This is a genomic window from Parahoeflea alexandrii, assembly GCF_027214025.1.
Taxonomy (GTDB): Bacteria; Pseudomonadota; Alphaproteobacteria; order Rhizobiales; family Rhizobiaceae; genus Hoeflea; species Hoeflea alexandrii_A.
Genome location: NZ_JAPWHB010000006.1, coordinates 442,435 through 456,487, shown reverse-complemented (window position 1 = coordinate 456,487; position 14,053 = coordinate 442,435). Strand labels below are relative to the sequence as shown.

General features: G+C 62.5%; 12 protein-coding genes. 5 read left to right on the top strand and 7 right to left on the bottom strand.

Annotated elements, in window-relative coordinates; translation table 11 throughout:
- Positions 1-23: 23 nt before the first annotated feature.
- Positions 24-1,190, bottom strand: a complete 1,167-nt coding sequence (locus tag O4H62_RS21305; protein ID WP_269390853.1) for a pyridoxal phosphate-dependent aminotransferase — start codon at positions 1,188-1,190, stop codon at positions 24-26.
- 188 nt (positions 1,191-1,378) lie between these two features.
- Entirely contained in the window at positions 1,379-1,792 is a 414-nt protein-coding gene (mscL, locus tag O4H62_RS21300; RefSeq protein ID WP_269390852.1) for a large conductance mechanosensitive channel protein MscL, read from the bottom strand.
- A 227-nt stretch (positions 1,793-2,019) separates the two neighbouring features.
- Here mscL and O4H62_RS21295 point away from each other — a divergent pair, with 227 nt between their 5' ends.
- Positions 2,020-5,520: a hybrid sensor histidine kinase/response regulator gene (locus tag O4H62_RS21295; protein WP_269390851.1), complete on the top strand. Its 3,501-nt coding sequence runs from the start codon at positions 2,020-2,022 to the stop codon at positions 5,518-5,520.
- An 11-nt stretch (positions 5,521-5,531) separates the two neighbouring features.
- On the opposite strand, the gene O4H62_RS21290 is transcribed toward O4H62_RS21295, so the two are convergent.
- Together O4H62_RS21290 and O4H62_RS21285 are read right to left on the bottom strand one after the other, a co-directional pair.
- Positions 5,532-6,188, bottom strand: a complete 657-nt coding sequence (locus O4H62_RS21290) for a response regulator transcription factor (protein ID WP_269390850.1) — start codon at positions 6,186-6,188, stop codon at positions 5,532-5,534.
- Positions 6,189-6,336: 148 nt separating this feature from the next.
- Positions 6,337-6,780, bottom strand: a complete 444-nt coding sequence (locus tag O4H62_RS21285; RefSeq protein ID WP_269390849.1) for a hypothetical protein — start codon at positions 6,778-6,780, stop codon at positions 6,337-6,339.
- Positions 6,781-6,905: 125 nt separating this feature from the next.
- Here O4H62_RS21285 and O4H62_RS21280 point away from each other — a divergent pair, with 125 nt between their 5' ends.
- Positions 6,906-7,253 (top strand): DUF952 domain-containing protein, encoded by a 348-nt coding sequence (locus tag O4H62_RS21280; RefSeq protein WP_269390848.1) that lies wholly within the window; start codon positions 6,906-6,908, stop codon positions 7,251-7,253.
- The gene (locus O4H62_RS21275) at positions 7,253-8,332 is read left to right on the top strand and encodes a quinone-dependent dihydroorotate dehydrogenase (RefSeq protein ID WP_269390847.1); all 1,080 of its coding nucleotides are present in this window, start codon (positions 7,253-7,255) and stop codon (positions 8,330-8,332) included. Before O4H62_RS21280 ends, O4H62_RS21275 begins: the two co-directional genes overlap by 1 nt.
- A gap of 2 nt (positions 8,333-8,334) precedes the next feature.
- Here O4H62_RS21275 and O4H62_RS21270 read toward each other — a convergent pair whose 3' ends face one another.
- Positions 8,335-9,729, bottom strand: a complete 1,395-nt coding sequence (locus tag O4H62_RS21270; protein WP_430538489.1) for an MATE family efflux transporter — start codon at positions 9,727-9,729, stop codon at positions 8,335-8,337.
- 402 nt (positions 9,730-10,131) lie between these two features.
- On the opposite strand from O4H62_RS21270, the gene O4H62_RS21265 reads away from it, so the two are divergent.
- Together O4H62_RS21265 and O4H62_RS21260 are read left to right on the top strand one after the other, a co-directional pair.
- Positions 10,132-11,139 carry a GGDEF domain-containing protein gene (locus tag O4H62_RS21265; RefSeq protein ID WP_269390846.1) on the top strand — a complete coding sequence of 336 codons (1,008 nt, stop codon included), beginning with the start codon at positions 10,132-10,134 and terminating at the stop codon, positions 11,137-11,139.
- A 54-nt stretch (positions 11,140-11,193) separates the two neighbouring features.
- A complete protein-coding gene (locus tag O4H62_RS21260; RefSeq protein WP_269390845.1) occupies positions 11,194-12,099 on the top strand; it encodes a histone deacetylase family protein in 906 nt (301 codons plus the stop codon).
- 9 nt (positions 12,100-12,108) lie between these two features.
- Here O4H62_RS21260 and O4H62_RS21255 read toward each other — a convergent pair whose 3' ends face one another.
- Both O4H62_RS21255 and O4H62_RS21250 read right to left on the bottom strand, forming a co-directional pair.
- The gene (locus O4H62_RS21255; RefSeq protein ID WP_269390844.1) at positions 12,109-12,375 is read right to left on the bottom strand and encodes a DUF6460 domain-containing protein; all 267 of its coding nucleotides are present in this window, start codon (positions 12,373-12,375) and stop codon (positions 12,109-12,111) included.
- Positions 12,376-12,438: 63 nt separating this feature from the next.
- Positions 12,439-14,052: a cisplatin damage response ATP-dependent DNA ligase gene (locus O4H62_RS21250; RefSeq protein WP_269390843.1), complete on the bottom strand. Its 1,614-nt coding sequence runs from the start codon at positions 14,050-14,052 to the stop codon at positions 12,439-12,441.
- Position 14,053: the final 1 nt, after the last annotated feature.

Here is a 14,053-nt window from a genome sequence, read left to right as displayed (position 1 = left end):
CACAAGGGCAGCGCGATCACCGGTTAGAGAGAGGAAATGTAATCCGCCAGCCTGCCTGCCGCTTCCTCGACATGGTCGAGGCGGCGCAGGAAGCAGGCGCGCAGGAACGTGGCGCCGCCCTCCGCGAAGGCTGTCCCCGGCGCCAGGCCGACGCCGGCGCGGTCGACGATGTCGATTGCGACGGCCTTCGTGTCTGTAACGCCGTCGATCCGGAAAAACGCGTAAAACGCGCCATCGGGCTTCTGGGTAACGACGCGGTTGGTGCTGGTCAGCGCATCGCAGAACAGATCCCGCGCGGTCGCAGCCTTGGCAATCTGCGCCTCGACATAGGCCTCCCCATGCTCAAGTGCTGCAAGCGCGCCTTTCTGCATGAACTGGGCGACGCCCGAGGTCTGATACTGGACGCTGTTTTCGAGCACCTGGATGATTGAGGGCGGAGCCACGATCCAGCCGACCCGCCAGCCGGTCATCGACCAGTTCTTAGAGAACGTGTTGACGAAGATGATCCGGTCATCATCGTCCATGATGTCCATGAACGAGGGCGCACGGCCGCCGGCATAGAAGAAGCGGGTGTAGATCTCGTCGGCGATGATCCAGAGCCCCTGCTTGCGGGCCAGATCGAGGATAGCCACCAGGTCCTCGCGCGTCGCGGTCCATCCGGTCGGGTTCGACGGTGTGTTGATGAACAGCGCGCGGGTCCTGGGCGTGATCACACCCGCGATCCGGTCGGGATCGATGCTCCAGCGCCCGTTTGCATAATCAAGCGGTGCGGCCACCGAGACGCCGCCCGACATGCCGAGCGCTGCGGCGAAATTGGGCCAGGCCGGGGTGATCTGGATGACTTCGTCTCCGGGATTGGTGACCGCCTCGATGGCGATCTTGATCGCCTGCATGCCGGAACCGGTGACGCAGAAAGCATCAAGCGGCAGCTGTTTGCCGAACAGACGGGCATGGTAATCGGCCAGCGCCTGCCTCAACTGCGGGATGCCGCGTTGCCAGGTGTAGAAGGTCTCGCCAGCAAGAAGCGCCTCTGCCGCCGGCCGGGCGATGAAATCCGGGGTCTTTTCGTCACCCTCGCCGGCCCACAACGGGATCAGGCCGGGTTTGAGGCGACCGTGGTTGACGACGGCGACAATGCCGCTCTCGGGGGCCTCGATGGCGCGGCGGCTGAGACTTTCGAACTGGTTCATGGCAAACTCCGTTTGCCTCTCTTAGCCGGTCCCGGGATTGATCGCATCCATCAAGGCATGATCGATCCATCGATTTTTCTGATGCAAGCCGGTGCCCGAAACGAAAGACCCCGGTGTGAGGCCGGGGTCCGGGTTCAGCCTTCGCCTCCGGTCGCATGCACCTGCGGCAGGCGGCGCGGCGCTGGATGCTACTTTTTCAGAAGATCGCGGATCTCGGAAAGCAGAGCGATATCGGCAGGCGGCGCGGCGGGTTCGGCCGGAGCGACTTCCTCTTCCTTGCGCATCGAATTGACCGCCTTGACCATCAGGAAAATGATCCACGCGAGGATCAGGAAATTGATCACCACCGTGAGGAAATTGCCGTAGGCGAGGACGGCGCCCTGCTCCTTGGCCGCATCCAGCGTGGTCGCGGTGACGCCGCTGGCGAGCGGGATGAAGAAATTGGAAAAATCGATCCCGCCAAAGATCGCGCCAACGATCGGCATGATGATATCATCGACCAGCGATGAAACGATAAGACCAAATGCACCGCCGATGATCACACCGACAGCAAGGTCCATGACATTGCCCTTGGCAATAAACGCCTTGAACTCATTCAACATATCTCTTTTCTCCGTTTGACGCGGCTGTCCCTCTAGTCAGAACCGCAAGGCCCGCGCGCCTTGTCTAATCGGTTTAGAGGTATCTAACACAATGACACGCGCAGAGAAGCTGTCTTTTCCGGTTACCCACGGCAGGATTCATCCCCACCTGCCCGACCAAAGGCTGCCTTGTCTGGCTGTACTTTGGCTTTATGCTGCATTCCGGAGGCGTGGGGAGGAGTGAGACCATGATGCCCGGCTGGCTGGTTTTCGGATCAGCCCTTTTTTATCTCTTGATGCTTTTTGCCATCGCCACCTATGGCGACCGGTCGGCGCGTCAGCGGCGGAAGCGCACAGCCGGGCGCCCGATCATCTATTCGCTCAGCCTCGCCATCTACTGCACGTCCTGGACCTATTTCGGCGGCGTCGGCCTTGCGGCATCGCGCGGGCTGGAATTCACCGCGATCTATATCGGCCCGATCCTGATGTTCACCCTGGGGATGCCGATCCTCAAGCGCATCGTCACCCTGGCCAAAACGGAAAAGCTCACTTCGATCGCCGACTTCATGGCGGCGCGCTACGGCAAGAGCCCGCTGGTGGCGGCACTGGTCGCCCTGATCGCGGTGATCGGCACGATCCCCTACATCGCGCTGCAGCTCAAGGCGGTCTCGTCATCAGTTGCCGTGATGGTGGATGTCGAGCAGCTGAACCGGGTGACGGAAACCTTCTTCCTGTCCGACATCTCGTTCTTCGTCACCCTTGTACTCGCCGCCTTCGCCGCAATTTTCGGCACGCGCCACACCGACGCGACCGAACACCAGGACGGCCTGATCCTGGCAATCGCGATGGAATCGCTGGTCAAGCTGCTGGCGTTCACGCTGATCGGGCTGTCGGTGGTGTTCGTGCTTTTCGACGGCCCCTGGGACCTGCTGCAGGCCGCCACCGCCAATGCCGAGGTGATGAGCGCGCTCACTTACGAAACCCCAATCCTGCGCTGGGCCTTGCTGATCGTGCTGTCGGCGTTCGCCATCATCCTGCTGCCGCGTCAGTTCCACGTGGCGGTGGTGGAGAACCGGACGCCAGGCGAGTTGCGGCTGGCCGGATGGCTGCTGCCGCTTTACCTCATCGCCATCAACATCTTCGTTCTACCGGTGGCCATCGCTGGCGTGCTGCAATTCGGCTCCGGCGGCGGCAGCGACCTTTTCGTGCTGGCGCTGCCGATGGCCAACGACATGCCGATGGTCACCCTTTTTACCTTTATCGGCGGTTTTTCGGCCGCGACCGCGATGGTGATCGTCGCGTCGGTGGCCGTGGCCATCATGGTCTCCAACGACATCATTGTTCCGGTGGTGCTCAGACGGCGCAACCGCCGTGGCCAGAGCGGCGATTTTTCCGGCCTGATCCTGATCATCCGGCGGACGGCGATCATCGGCATCCTGCTCTTGGGCTTTGCCTATTATCGCGCCGCGGACATCAACGCGGGACTGGCTTCCATCGGGCTTTTGTCGTTTGCGGCAATCGCGCAACTGGCGCCGGCCTTTTTCGGCGGCCTGTTCTGGCGGCAGGCCAATGCCCGCGGGGCGATTGCCGGGCTTTCGAGCGGAATTGCCATCTGGGGCTATATCCTGATGGTGCCGAGCCTCGGCGGGCCGGACAACAGCCATGTGGCGGCGGCGATCCTCGACTTCATCATCCCGGGGACAAACGGGTTTTCCGGACCGCACGCGGATCCGCTGTTCAATGCCGTGGTTCTCAGCCTGCTGGTCAACTGCCTGCTCTACGTGGTCGGTTCGCTGTCGCGGCGGCCCAAGTCGATCGAGCGAATCCAGTCGGCCATGTTCATTCCGGAGAGCCAGCGGCTGACGAACTCGGGGCGCAGCTGGAAAACCAAGGTGACGGTGGGCGATCTCAAGCAGACGATCATCCGCTATCTCGGCCAGGAACGGACGGAGCGGTCGTTCCATTCGCACGAGCGCGCCATCGGACGATGGATCAACGACCAGGATCCCGCCGATATGGGGCTGCTCCGGTTTGCCGAGCAATTGCTCGGCAGCGCTATCGGTTCGGCCTCGGCGCGGCTGGTGCTATCGCTGCTGTTCGAGCGCGCCGACGACATTCCCGGCGATACGGCGCGGCTGCTCGACGAAGCATCGGAAGCGCTGCAATACAACCGCGACCTGCTGCAGACGGCACTCGGGCAGATGAACCAGGGCATCACCGTTTTTGACAGTTCCAACCGGCTGACCGTCTGGAACAAGCGCTTCCGGTCGCTGCTGGAACTGCCCGAGCAGGTCGGCCAGGTCGGGTTTCCGCTTGAGAGCATCATCTCCATCCTGGTCGAGCGCGGAGACCTGAAGGCCGGAGAGGAACAGGAGGCGCTGGATCGCTTCCTGGTCATGGACAAGGCGTTCTCGCTGACCATCGGGCCCGAAAAGCGGATCATCGAAATCCGCTCGAACCCAATGCCCGACAGCGGCATCGTGACCACCTATGCCGACATCACCGAGCGGGTGGCCGCCGACATGGCGCTCAAGCAGGCTAACGAGACGCTTGAACAACGGGTCATGAAGCGGACCGCCGAACTGACCCGCGTGAACCGCGAACTGGAAAAGGCGCAGTTGACCGCCGAGGAAGCCAATATCGGCAAGACGCGGTTTCTCGCCGCGGCCGGCCACGACATTTTGCAGCCGCTCAACGCTGCGCGGCTTTATTCCTCGACGCTGGTCGAGCGACTCGGCAATTCGCCCGACCAGAAGCTGGTCCAGAACATCGACTCCTCGCTTGAATCGGTGGAAGCCATTCTCGGAGCGGTGCTCGACATCTCCCGGCTGGACACGGGCGCGATGAAGCCGCAGCTGGCGAGCTTCCCGCTCAACGACCTGCTGCAGCGGGTGGTGACCGACTTTGCGCCGGTGGCGCGCGAAAAGAACCTCCGCTTCACGGTGATGCCGACCAGTGTCCATGTGCGCTCGGATCCCAACCTGTTGCGCCGGCTGATCCAGAATCTCGTTTCCAACGCAATCAAATATACCCGCGAAGGCCGGGTCCTGGTCGGTGTCCGCCGCCGCGGCGACAAGGCGGTCATCCAGGTCATCGATACCGGGATCGGCATACCGACCACGAAATTCCGCACGGTCTTCCGGGAGTTCGCCCGGCTGGAAGAAGGCGCGCGGACAGCCTCCGGGCTGGGGCTCGGCCTGTCCATCGTCGATCGCATCGCCCGGGTTCTCAAGCATTCGGTCGACATTGCCTCGCAGTCGGGCAAGGGCACCGAGTTCCGCGTGGAACTGCCGATCGAGACGAACATCGCGCGGATCAAGGCACAGCCAAAGCGCACCGGCGCCGAAGCGGCCAACACCAACCTGAAAGGGCTACGGGTGCTGTGCATCGACAACGAACCCAAGATCCTGGAGGGCATGACGCTGCTCTTGAGCGGATGGGGCTGCACGGTGCTGGCGTCAGATTCGCTGCGCGAAAGCTTGAAGATCGCCGAAACGGAAGATGCGCCGGACGTGATTTTCGCAGATTTTCATCTCGATGACGGCAGCGGCATCGAAACCATCGTCGCGCTGCGCAAATTGTGGAAGATGGACATCCCCGCCCTGCTGGTCACAGCCGACCGCACGCCCGAAGTGCGCGGCATGGCCGAAGCCGAACGCATCGCGGTTCAGAACAAGCCGATCAAGCCTGCGGCGCTGCGGGCGTTTCTCAACCAGGTAACAGTCACCCGGCGAACCGCCGCGGAATAGAGCGGATCGCCTCAGTCGCCCTGGGTGAGGACCTCTGCGCCGATCTTGGAGAGCTGGATAACTGCCTGGGTGCGGCTGTCGACGCCGAGCTTCTGCAGCACGGCGGATACGTGCGCCTTGATCGTGGCTTCGGAGACGCCGAGCTCATAGGCAATCTGCTTGTTGAGCAGGCCTTCGGCCAGCATACCGAGCACGCGTCCCTGCTGCGGGGTCAAAGTCTGGATGCGGGCGATCAGGCCGGCGATTTCCTGATCGTGTTCCGAGCCGAGGTCGACGTCGGGTGGCGTCCAGATGCCGCCATCGAGCACCGTGCGCACGCCTTCGCGGATTTCATCGATGCTGGCGGATTTCGAGATGAAGCCCGATGCGCCCAGCTCCAGCGCCCGGCGCATGGTGGACACATCGTCGGTGGCCGAGACGACCACGACAGGCAGGCTTGAGAATTCGGCGCGAAAGGCAATCAGGCCGGATAGGCCGGAGACACCCGGCATGGTCAGGTCGAGAAGAATGAGATCGGCTTCGGGATGGTCACCGGCGGTCTTGCGGGCACTTTCAAGATCGCCGGCCTCCAGAATATCAATCGTGGCGCCCATGCCCTCCAGGGCTTGCCGCATGGCACCTCTAAACAATGGATGATCGTCCGCAATAATGAATGTCAATTGCGCCATGCACTCTCCCCCTCCTGATCGCGCTGCCGCGGCAGCCGAGCCCAAACCCGGCTTGCGGAATCCACTTTAGCGGCGCGCCAAGCCTTCGCGCAAGTGCATGGGCCGGATGGCGGCCAAAACCCCACCCGGCTTTCGAAGCGCTTGCGTGTCAGGTCCGGTCGGGTATCGGCTCGGGCGGGATTTTCGGAGTGTCGTCAAACTCCTTCTGCAATTCTTCAACCATGCCGAAGAAGCGGCGCATCATCTTTTCCATTGCACCGATGGCGCGGTCGAGTTCCGCCTCATCAGGAATCTGCGCGTCCGGATTAGGCGGCGCCAGCGCGTCGAGACGGGCCTCCAGGCTTTCCACGCGCGCCGACAACTCGGACAGCGTCTCCTCAAAGGCGCGGCGCTCGTCGGCGGCAAGCCTGCAGACGAGTTGACCGGCTTGTTGCGTGCAGATCGACATCTCGCCGGTTAAAGTATCCAGCCTGACAAAACCGCTTTCGGTCTTCTCCATGGTATAGCGGTTCACCGCCGGTTCCTGCGCCAGCGCCTGCACGGGGATCATAATAGCCACGGCGGACGCGGCAAGAATTGCAAAACGGGTCATGACGGCACACTCCTGTTTCTGTATGTGATGGCACGTAATAAAGACAAAATCGAGAATGGATCCTGGAAACACGTCCACCGCGAGGTGCGGCCAGGACCGGGATCGGGAAAGCGGGACGTTCAGGCATGCATGCGACAATCTACAAGATCACCCCGGAAGCGCTCTGGCGCACGGCCGAAACCGAGGGCCACTTCACCGGCGCGCCCATTGATCTGGCGGACGGGTTCATCCACTTCTCCACGCGCGACCAGGCCATTGAGACCGCACAGAAGCACTTCGGCGGGCAGGAAAACCTGCTGCTGGTGGCGGTCGATGCAAGTGCACTCGGCGAGAAGCTCATCTTCGAACCTTCGCGCGGCGGAGCGCTGTTTCCGCACCTTTATGCCGACATGCCGCTGTCGGCGGTCAAATGGGTCAAACCGCTGCCGCTCGGGTCTGACGGCGCACATGTGTTTCCGGACATGGAGTCGTGATGAGCCTGATTGACGGACTTGCCCGGAGCGCGCTGTTCACGCTCGATCCCGAAACCGCGCACGGACTTTCGGTCACGGCGCTCAAGAGCGGACTGGTGCCCGGCTGCCGCTCCGATCGCGATCCGCGGCTTGCGGTCACGGTCGCCGGACTGAGCTTCCCCAACCCGCTGGGCATGGCGGCGGGCTACGACAAGAACGCCGAGGTTCCCAACGAGCTCATTCGGCTCGGCTTCGGCTTTGCCGAGATCGGTACGTTGACCCCGAAGCCGCAGCAGGGCAATCCGAAGCCGCGGATCTTCCGGCTGATCCGGGACCACGCGGTGATCAACCGGCTGGGATTCAACAACCAGGGGCACGCCGCCGCCCATGCCCGGATTTCCGGCAATCGCAGGGAAGGACTCCTCGGCGTCAACATCGGCGCCAACAAGGACAGCGAAGACCGGGTCGGCGATTATGTCGCCGGGATTTCGCGCTTTGCCGATGTGGCGGACTATTTCACCGTCAATATCTCCTCGCCCAACACCCCGGGCCTGCGCAATCTGCAAACCCGCGAGGCGCTTTCCGATCTCCTGGGACGGGTGCTTGCCGAACGCGACCAGAAGAGCAAACGCATTCCGGTTTTCCTCAAGATCGCGCCGGATCTCACCGAACCGGATCTCGACGATATCGCAGCAGAATGTCTGGCGCACAGGCTTGACGGGGTGATCGTATCGAACACCACGCTTTCGCGCGCCGGGCTATCGGCGGACCCGAAGTCAGGCGAAGCCGGCGGGCTGTCGGGGCGGCCGGTGTTTGCTCGTTCGACCATCGTGCTGGCCAAGATGCGGCAGAAGCTCGGGGCCGACATGCCGCTGATCGGGGTTGGCGGCATCGACAGCGACGAAACGGCCGCAGAAAAGATGCGGGCCGGCGCCGATCTGGTGCAGCTCTACACCGGGTTCATTTATGGCGGCCCCCTGCTCCCGGGCCGGATCGTGCGCGGTCTCTCCCGCCTCTGCGACCGCGAGAACCTGGCACGGATTTCGGATCTGCGCGATACGAAAACCGCACACTACGCCGCCATGGCGATTCCTGAATAGGGTCAGGCCGCGCCGAAAGCCCTGTCGCGGCGGCGCGGCAGCAGCGCCAGCAAGGTGAAGCCGCGCAAACCCAGGAAGACGTTGAGCGAGATCCAGAGCCCGAGATTGCCCCAGGCCTGGGTCAGGACGATCGACAGCCCGATAAACAGGGCGAGAGAAAGCAGCATCATGTTGCGCATGTCGCGCGACCAGGTGGCGCCGATATAGACGCCGTCCATCTCGAAGGCGAGGACGCCGGACACGGCCGTCAGCGCCGCCCAGAACAGATAGGACCCGGCCTCGAACCGCACCGGTTCAAGCGTTGTCATCAGGCCGATAACCGCGTTTCCGAAGATCAGGAAAAATCCGGTCGTGAACCCGGCGAGAACAAATCCCCAGAGAACGGTCAGGCGGACGGCCCTGTCGAAGGCCGGACGATAGCGGGCGCCGATCGCGCGGCCTGAAAGCTGCTCCGCAGCGGTGGCAAAGCCGTCGAGGTAATAGCCCGCCACCATGAAAAAATTCATCAGAATGGCATTGGCGGCAAGGGTGGTTTCGCCAAAGCCTGTGCCAAGCCGGGTAAACCAGGCAAAGGCGGCGATGAGGGCGAAAGAGCGGATCATGATGTCGCCGTTGAGCGCCATCAGGCGCATCACTGACGGCCGGTCGATGATCTGGCTCCAGGATGGCCTGTGGGCGCGGTGGAACCTTTGACGAATGATCAGGAATCCAAGCGCGCAGCCGGTGATCTCGGCGATCACCGTGGCCAGCGCGACCCCCTCGAGGCCATAGTCGAGACCCAGCCCGAACCAGATCGACAGGATGATGTTGGTGCCGTTGATAACCGACTGCAGCAACAGCCCGGTCCCGCCCATGCCGCGGCCGAGCACATAACCAAGGATGGCGTAGTTCGCCAATGCCGCGGGCGCCGACAGCGCCCGGATCAGCAAGTAGGTCGAGGCAGCGGCGGCAACCTCGCCCTCGGCTCCCATGAAAGCCAGGCCCGCGGCCAGCAGCAATGGCGTTGCCGCAATGATCGCCCCGCCGGCCACCACCGAAATCATCAGCGAGCGCCAGAAGACGGCCTGCTCTTCCACCGGATCATCCCGGCCCATGGCCTGGGCGACGAGGCCGGTGGTCGCCGAACGCAGGAAATTGAACGTGGTGAAAACCAGATCGAAGAGGATCGCCGCGATAGCCAACCCGCCCAGAAGCGCCGCATCGCCCAGCCGGCCAACCACGGCGGTATCGACCAGCCCCAGAAGCGGCGTGGTGAGAAACGCCAGCGTCATCGGGATTGCGATTGAGAACACCATGCGGTTGGTGACCTCGAAGGCTCGGCCTTCCGGTGGCAGAACATCGGTTTTGAGCAGCAGATCGGTCAAGCGGTGCGGGTCCGGTGGGGAAAGCTGGCTCATTCCTCTTCGAGTTCGATGGCTCTGTAAAGGGGGATGACCATCAATGCTTTTGATGGATCCGGGGCCGGCCTGCCAGACCACCTTGCAAGGGCGTTCACCTTGCCGGCCGTCGTGGGTGTACGATTTTCGGACACGGTGCATTTATGTTTCTTAACACCCTTGGGTTTATAAACTTCGAAACACCGTATGACTGGAGGCATTCGCGTGGACTTTTCTTATATTTTATCGACAATCAACCCGGTTACGGGTTTTCTACTGGCACTTACTTTTTTTCTGATTTGGAAAAGCCACCCCGAAAGAAAATATATCCTGAACTGGTCTCTGGGATTTGCAGCCGGAAGCATTGGCTATGCGTTTGAGTTCTTTCACTTTTTCATAGCAAATTTCCGCTTTGCCAACGGTGTGAACTTCTTTCTTCCGATCAGCATGCTGTTGACAGCCAGAGGGCTTTGCCTGCGCTACACCGGCGGCTCCCCGGACAGGGCACTGCTGCTCACGGTCACATTTTGCGGCATGGTCGCCTCCTGGATGTCCTTTGGCGACCACAACGCGCTGATCCGGGGATTTGTCGTGAGCGGCGGGGTCGCCGTGGTGGTGGGGATCGCAATGAACGCCATCCTGCGCGCAACACAGCGGGACAAGATCGATCTTTCGATCCTGATCGTGCTGCTGCTGCTGGTGATATTGCTGCCTGTCCGTCCCCTGCTCTCATTCCTGATCGAAGGCGCGCCGCACATCGATGCAATCGAGGTCACCTCGTTCTGGGCCGTTTCGCTGAAAGTGGGCGGTCTGTTTGTCTGGATTGCCTTTGCGCTGCTGTTCCTGTTGCGCATTGCCTCGGATCTGTTGTCCGAACTCAACGCGCAATCGGTCACCGATTCGCTGAGTGGAATCCTGAACCGACGCGGTTTTTTCGACACCGCCGGATCTCTGGTCGGGGATGCAACACCAAACCTTCCGGTGTCGGTGTTTCTGATCGACATCGACCATTTCAAGAAGATCAACGATACCTATGGCCACCAGGTCGGCGATCAGGTGATCCGGAACGTTGCAAAGGCCCTGCACGTCAATGCGCCCGAAACCGCGGTCATCGGCCGGTTGGGCGGCGAGGAATTTGCAATCGTCCTTCCGAATGCCGACCGGCCGGCGGCCACGGCCTTCGCCGAGGCCTTGCGTATGAACCTCGAGCGCCAGCATCATGCAGGCGTCTCGGCCGATCATCCGGTTACCGTCAGCATCGGGGTGGCGCAGGGGACCGGCCATACACTGGACGAATTGCTGCATGACGCCGACATGGCCCTCTACAAGGCCAAGAGCAGCGGCCGGAACAAGGTTGCGGTCAATGGCGGCGAGGCTTTCAGGAACCAGTCGACGCGCCGACCCGGAAGGCTTGTCCGGGCTCTGCCGTAGAGGTGAATATCTGCGGCTATGGACGGCATGGGCGCCGCCGGGCATAAGGGACCGATGCCGTTCCTGCCAATTGTTCACGCCCCGGACTATGACGCCAGTTTTCCACCGGACCACCGGTTTCCGATGGGCAAATACACACGGCTGATGGAACTGATCCGCGAGAGCGAAACGGCATCGCGGGCGGTCTTCCATGCCCCCGCGCCGGCCTCCGCCGAATGGCTGGCGCTTGCGCACGAGCGCAGCTACGTGGACCAGGTGCTGGCGTGCAAGGTCCCGCTGCCGATCGAGCGCGAAATCGGGTTTCCGGTCAATGAACGGGTGAGCCTGCGCGCACGGCTCGCCACTGCCGGCACCGTGATGGCGGCGCGTCTTGCGCTGTCGGAGGGCATCGCCTGCAACACGGCCGGAGGAAGCCATCATGCGCGGCGGGCGCAAGGGGCCGGGTTCTGCACCTTCAACGATGTGGCGGTCGCTTCGCATCTGCTGCTTGCCGACGGCGAGGCGGGCCGGGTGCTGGTGATCGATCTCGATGTCCACCAGGGTGACGGTACGGCAGAAATCTGCGCCGGCGTGGACGCCATCCGAACCGTGTCGATGCACAATGAAAAGAACTATCCGGCGCGCAAGCAGACATCGTCAATCGATGTCGCGCTGCCGGACGGGGTGCGCGACGAGGCCTATCTCGAAACGCTCGATTGGCTGCTGCCGCGCAGCATCGATGGGTTCTCGCCTGATCTGGTCTTCTACAATGCCGGCGTCGACCCGCATGAGCACGACCGGCTCGGGCGATTGTCGTTGTCAGACCAAGGGCTCAAGGACCGCGACCGGCGGGTGTTCTCGTTTTACAGGCAGCGCGGCATTCCGGTGGCGTCGGTTCTGGGCGGCGGCTACAGCCGCGACGTCGATGCCGTCGCAAGGCGGCATCTTCTGACCTTCGAGGCTGCTTCCGAATTCGTCTGAAAGACAGACTTACTTGCGCAGGCTGAACAGCCGCATGATGATGAAGACCGGGATCACCACACCGGCACCGAGCACCAGGTAGCCGCCGAAGCGGCCGAGCGCGGCGAAGCCGGTTTCCCAGAGGTTCACCAGGAAATCGCGCACGATGTAGAGGATATCGACCGGATACCAGTTGAACGCGGCCATGATCACGCCGACAACAAAGGAAGCGACCAGCAGCTTGAGTGCGGTGCGGCCGGGCGTATCGCCCAGAAAGCGTGTCAGACCATTGCTCATGCCGGCAGTTCCCGTGTTTCGCAGACTTTCACATAAGCATGGTAGAGGCCGCGGGCAAGACCGTCATTCGATGCCGTCAATCATCCGCTCAAGCGTTTCCAGCCTGTCGGCCTCGCCCGGCGGCTTGTCCCAGCGCAGCCGGTTGATGCGCGGAAAGCGCATGGCGACGCCGGACTTGTGGCGGGACGAGCGGTTGATGCCCTCGAATGCAACCTCGAAAACCAGCCCCGTGTCGGGGCCAGCGCGCACCGATCGGACCGGACCGAAACGCTCGATGGTGTTGTTGCGGACATATTTGTCGATCTCGAGCAGTTCCTCGTCGGTGAACCCGAAATAGGCCTTGCCGACGGGGACGAGTTCGCCTGGCTCGCGCCAGACCCCGAAGGTGTAGTCGGAGTAGAAGCCCGAGCGCTTGCCGTGGCCGCGCTGCGCATACATCAGCACCGCATCGATCAGATAGGGATCGCGTTTCCACTTGAACCATTCACCCTTCGGCCTACCCGGCAGATAGGGCGCTGCCTTGCGCTTGATCATCACCCCCTCGATCACCGCGAGCGGCGGATCAGCGCGGCGTGCGGCAAGTTCATCCCAGCTGTCGAATGCCAGCATCTCGGAGCAATCGAAGCGTTCGGGGTTCAGTCCGGAGACGAAAGCTTCGAGCCGCAGTCGACGTTCGGCAAACGGCGCCGCGCGCAGATCCTCGGCTCCGTCCTGCAACAGGTCATAGGCGCGGAAGAAGGCCGGGTGATCGCGCAACTGCCTTGCCGTCACGGTCTTGCGGTTGAGCCGCTGCTGCAGGTCGGAGAAGCTGCCGGTCTCGATACCGCCGCCCGCCGGGCGGGCGACCAGCAACTCGCCATCGAGCGCGCCATCAAACGCGATGGCGTCTACAAGATCGGGGAATGCGGCGGAGATATCGTCGCCGGTGCGGGAATAGAGCCGGCTGATACCGCGTTCCGAGGTCGCCTGAACGCGGATGCCGTCCCATTTCCACTCGGCGGCGAAATCCGCCGGATCGAGTTTTTCGAAGTCCCTGGCATCGATGGCATGCGACAGCATCACCGGGCGGAACGGCGCGGCGCCGGCATTCACCGGCTTCGGCCCGGAGCCCTCGAGCCAGGAAAACAGATCGGCATAGGGCGGGGTCAGCCCGTGCCACAGCTCCTCGATCTCGTTGACCTCGACCTTGCCGAAGGCGGCCAAGGCCTGCTTGATCAGCCGGCTCGACAGCCCCATGCGGAAACCGCCGGTGACCAGCTTGAGCAGGGCATAGCGGCCCGGCGGATCGAGCCGGTCGAGCCAGGCCTCGACGAGGCCGGGACCCTCGCGGCGCGAGGAAGCCTGCAAGGTTTCGACCACTTCGGCCAGCCCCGGCGCATCATTGCGGCCCGAGATGGTTCCGGTTTTTTCCGGCCAGGCCAGCGCGATGGTCTCGGCCAGATCACCGACATAATCATAGGAATAACCGAATAGCTCGGCATCCATGCGCGACGAGATCAGTTCGCGCAATTGCGCCGGCTTGACCGCGGGGATGTCGAGATCGCGGGCGATGGCGGCAAGCGCGTAGCCGCGTTCGGGATCGGGGACGGTGCGGAAATAGTCCTGCAGCAGCGAAAGCTTGGCGTTGCGCGAAGGCGTGAACGCCAGCATGTCGAGAAGATCGGCGAAACGGTTCACG

Excerpts from the sequence above, each read along its gene's own strand:
- O4H62_RS21305 (WP_269390853.1), bottom strand. The coding sequence starts at position 1,190 with ATGAACCAGTTCGAAAGTCTCAGCCGCCGCGCCATCGAGGCCCCCGAG.
- mscL (WP_269390852.1), bottom strand. The coding sequence starts at position 1,792 with ATGTTGAATGAGTTCAAGGCGTTTATTGCCAAGGGCAATGTCATGGAC.
- O4H62_RS21295 (WP_269390851.1), top strand. The coding sequence starts at position 2,020 with ATGATGCCCGGCTGGCTGGTTTTCGGATCAGCCCTTTTTTATCTCTTG.
- O4H62_RS21290 (WP_269390850.1), bottom strand. The coding sequence starts at position 6,188 with ATGGCGCAATTGACATTCATTATTGCGGACGATCATCCATTGTTTAGA.
- O4H62_RS21285 (WP_269390849.1), bottom strand. The coding sequence starts at position 6,780 with ATGACCCGTTTTGCAATTCTTGCCGCGTCCGCCGTGGCTATTATGATC.
- O4H62_RS21280 (WP_269390848.1), top strand. The coding sequence starts at position 6,906 with ATGCATGCGACAATCTACAAGATCACCCCGGAAGCGCTCTGGCGCACG.
- O4H62_RS21275 (WP_269390847.1), top strand. The coding sequence starts at position 7,253 with ATGAGCCTGATTGACGGACTTGCCCGGAGCGCGCTGTTCACGCTCGAT.
- O4H62_RS21270 (WP_430538489.1), bottom strand. The coding sequence starts at position 9,729 with ATGAGCCAGCTTTCCCCACCGGACCCGCACCGCTTGACCGATCTGCTG.
- O4H62_RS21260 (WP_269390845.1), top strand. The coding sequence starts at position 11,194 with ATGCCGTTCCTGCCAATTGTTCACGCCCCGGACTATGACGCCAGTTTT.
- O4H62_RS21255 (WP_269390844.1), bottom strand. The coding sequence starts at position 12,375 with ATGAGCAATGGTCTGACACGCTTTCTGGGCGATACGCCCGGCCGCACC.